We start from the raw sequence: 3,419 nt of genomic DNA, 5'->3' as shown, positions 1-3,419 counted from the left end.
GGGGCAGCAGCAGGGGGGCAGGGGTCATCACAGGACCACCAGGGGCAGGGGGGGTAGGTCCAGCCTGTAAATAGTTCACCTAAGTGAAGCAATTAGAACTAACTGTGATTAGGTCAAATCCTGACAGTGCGTTACACACAGCAGGGCATCACATGGGCCTGTGACAGTGCGTAACTGGGGCGACTATGGGTAACACACTGCTAGCCTGTGCCCATGCATAAGCAGGGCAGATACAGGGGACTTCGACCACACCCTGAAAAGCTGGGGGTCATTCCCCTGGAGCCTGGAGAAGTCAGTAGGCCTGTAAGGGTCAGGGCATCCGCCCAGGTCCATGACTGGCTGAAGGGGTTCACAGCAGCGGAGCTGGGCCAGCTTCTTACCCAGGTCTGGCAGCAGGAGGCAGGGCAGGGTCTACAGGGCCACAGGAAGCCCAGGAAGGCCAGGGCTGGAGCTGCTGAGGGGTCTAGCAGGGGTGCTGAAATCGCTATTAATTCCCCACTGACCCTGGGCACCGTTCCAGACGACCTCCAGGCGCATCACATGGTCATTGTGGAAGCCATGCGCCAGGGCGCTGTGATTCAGCAGGACCACCAGGGCCGGTGGAAGCTCACAGGCCAGGGCACCAGCCGCACACTGAAGCCTGCGACTGTGGAAGTTCTAACTAGACTGGGCATCCTTCAGTGAAATTTGCGCCAATCAATTACAAAGTCTTGGAACCTAGCCTCAGCCGAATTGATTACTACTGCCTCAAGCTGTGACCTTAAAGGCCCCGTCGCTCCTATGGATCCATTGTCGTAGATGATTGGTGCGGCCACTCTGAATTCTCTATTCAGCATGTCGGTCATCTTGTTTGCCAACAAAGGTTGTATCTCCAGATCTAATGAATAAGCGTACCCAATAAGAGTTCCTGCCGCATTCTCAACGGTAAGAATATTGAAATACATTCTGAATAAGGTATTGCAGTCGTTTTCGCTTTGAAAAAATTTAGTTTCAAATAGCCTATCTTGTCTTATGATTTGTGCTATTACTCCGTCTTGTAATACCTTATCAGTTCTACCATCAATACTAACTTCGATGAGCGGTTCTTCGCATATGTCAGATGCTTTGAAGTCTCTTAAATTGGCAGGGATTGGGTCAGCCAATGAGTAGCTGGATAGGGTGATTATCCCTAGGACAGCAAGCTTCCTGTACATGCCTTAGCGTACTACTGGTGCCAGCACAGTGCCAGAGAAATTAGCAGGGGCGGTGTGGTACGTTCCGGGCACAAAAAAAGACCGGAGGCGCAAACACCCCGGCCCACCTGGACAGTGAGGCCATAAGTGTAGACGCCTCTGGGGAAGGCGTACAAGGTGCCACACACCATTCCTGCAACCGTAGCTGTCCGACTCACCGCCCCTACCCTCACACCCGATACCGTTCTAGACGGCCTCCAGCAGCCCTTACAGGCGACTGCACAGGCGATCTACCGAACCCTGCACAGCCTGGGCGTCCATGTGATTCAGGCCAGGGGCCACAGTCTCCAGGCATCACAGGTGGTCCTGCACCAGTCGGTCGAACTGCTAGCAGCCCACCTGGGCGTCAGCCGGGTGACCTTCTACAAACACCTAGCAACCCTGCACAGCCTGGGCCTAGTGGCCTCCAGGGGTCACACCAGCGCCTATGGGGGGCTAGCCAGGAAGGACGGCACCCTGTTCGCTGTGAGCCTGAAGCCTGGGCACAGGGCCAGACTCCGGTATGACGACCTCCGGCATCAGTGGCGCAACCTGGGCGACGACATAGCCAGTGGCACCCGGACGGCCTGGGCCTTCCTTCAGAAGCTCAGGGGGGTTAACAGTCACTCCAATAAGGAAAAACAGCGGGTGGAACTGCAAAACCTGAAAAGCTGGGCCGTTAGACCCGGAATCACAGAATCACCCGTTAAAGATGACTGTAAAGGCCAGACCCAGGACTACGTTTACAGCCTGGAAATACTGTCTGAGACGCATCCCAGGCGCAGGGCTGAGGCTGTGGACCGATACGCCCAGGCGCTAGCTGCTGGCTATGGCGACCACAGCAACCTGAATTTCTGGCGCTGGGTACTGTGGCGGGCGATTGACAGCGATCACAGGGGGGAAGGCGGGTTGTATCGCCTTCAGAACGCCCTAACCCGGCTGGCAGTGGACATACAGGAATGGAAAGGACTCAAGAAGCCAGGTGCCCTGCTAGTTCACAGGCTGAAAGAATGCGGCCTGTACGAACAATTCCAGCAACCTGTAATTAATAACTAATACCGGGGGTAGGCATTACCCCTCAGAAATAATTACAAGCCTACTGCCGACCCTCCTGTGAGCTTCTAGGGGCATGTTTACCTCTACTGTGTGACCTAGTTTCACAGGGCAGGAATCACAGCCGGAGCATGGGCTACTGCATACTGCCCTGAATAGTACTTGACAAATATGCAAGATTGTGGTAGACTCAAAGGGTCATATTAAAAACTAGACTTCATAATGCGACTAGCATAGGCACACCTACTCCAGACAGGCAGTAGTTAATGGGGGCTGCCGCCCCCAAACCCCCGCACCCTAGAAACTACAGTCCTACAGGGCAGACTAGGGCGTCTGCGCCTGCCTCCGGCGGCGCATCCGCTGTTACACATATAACTACATAGAAGTATGGAATAAGATCATTAATTCATCACAGGAGCATTCAACATGAACAATATAAGACTATTCGGGCATGACACAGAAGTCGTCAGGTCATTACTTAAGACTGCAAAGGTCAGAACAGAACGTAACGACAGTGTAGGGGCGTCTGAGACTGTGAGGAATGTCTATATGAGTCTCAGTAAGCATCTGCCCCACATACAACCCAGGAATATTACTCCTAAGTCTGGAACTGAAGCAGACGTAATCACAGCATTGAAGAAGGGTCACATCCTGGAAGCTATTCAATACCTGAAGTACATTCAGAATGAATTGTTCTATGGCCGTTACCAGTTCTATCATGTCTGATTGATTGTGATACGGTTTTAGTAACTACTACTTCTGGTTCTAGTTAACTACATGTAGTTCTATAATTCCTACATTCCAGATAACCCACTAAATAACAGCTAATCCGCTGTGAAAATAACCATTTCACCCCCCTGTGATCGTAGAACTTCTACGGCAGGGGGTATTGTTTTATCTACTAAGGTAGACTCAACAATCTAGTTACACTAGATCGTCTGTGTTAGGAGCCGTCTGAATTTAACTAGGTCTGTGGCGGAATCTGCCCCAGGGGGTCACCTGAACTGGATTCACAGGCGGAATCACAGCCGACCTGTGATCTAAGCCAGCAGCCGGAGCAGGGGCAGCAGCAGGGGGGCAGGGGTCATCACAGGACCACCAGGGGCAGGGGGGGTAGGTCCAGCCTGTAAATAGTTCACCTAAGTGAAGCAATTA

General features: G+C 52.6%; 3 protein-coding genes. 2 read left to right on the top strand and 1 reads right to left on the bottom strand.

What is annotated here, in order from left to right; genetic code table 11:
• Positions 1-213 precede the first annotated feature (213 nt).
• A complete protein-coding gene (locus tag L1280_RS15620) occupies positions 214-684 on the top strand; it encodes a hypothetical protein (RefSeq protein ID WP_253583329.1) in 471 nt (156 codons plus the stop codon).
• Here L1280_RS15620 and L1280_RS15615 read toward each other — a convergent pair.
• Positions 678-1,193, bottom strand: coding sequence for a hypothetical protein (locus tag L1280_RS15615; RefSeq protein ID WP_253583328.1), 516 nt, complete (start codon positions 1,191-1,193; stop codon positions 678-680). The two genes, L1280_RS15620 and L1280_RS15615, sit on opposite strands and share 7 nt — an antisense overlap.
• A gap of 300 nt (positions 1,194-1,493) precedes the next feature.
• On the opposite strand from L1280_RS15615, the gene L1280_RS15610 reads away from it, so the two are divergent.
• A complete protein-coding gene (locus L1280_RS15610; RefSeq protein ID WP_253583327.1) occupies positions 1,494-2,267 on the top strand; it encodes a hypothetical protein in 774 nt (257 codons plus the stop codon).
• Positions 2,268-3,419 lie beyond the last annotated feature (1,152 nt).

Source organism: Deinococcus sp. HSC-46F16, from assembly GCF_024171495.1.
Classification (GTDB): Bacteria; Deinococcota; Deinococci; order Deinococcales; family Deinococcaceae; genus Deinococcus.
The sequence above is the reverse complement of the archived record's forward strand: the minus strand, read 5'-3'. Positions and strand labels throughout refer to the sequence as shown.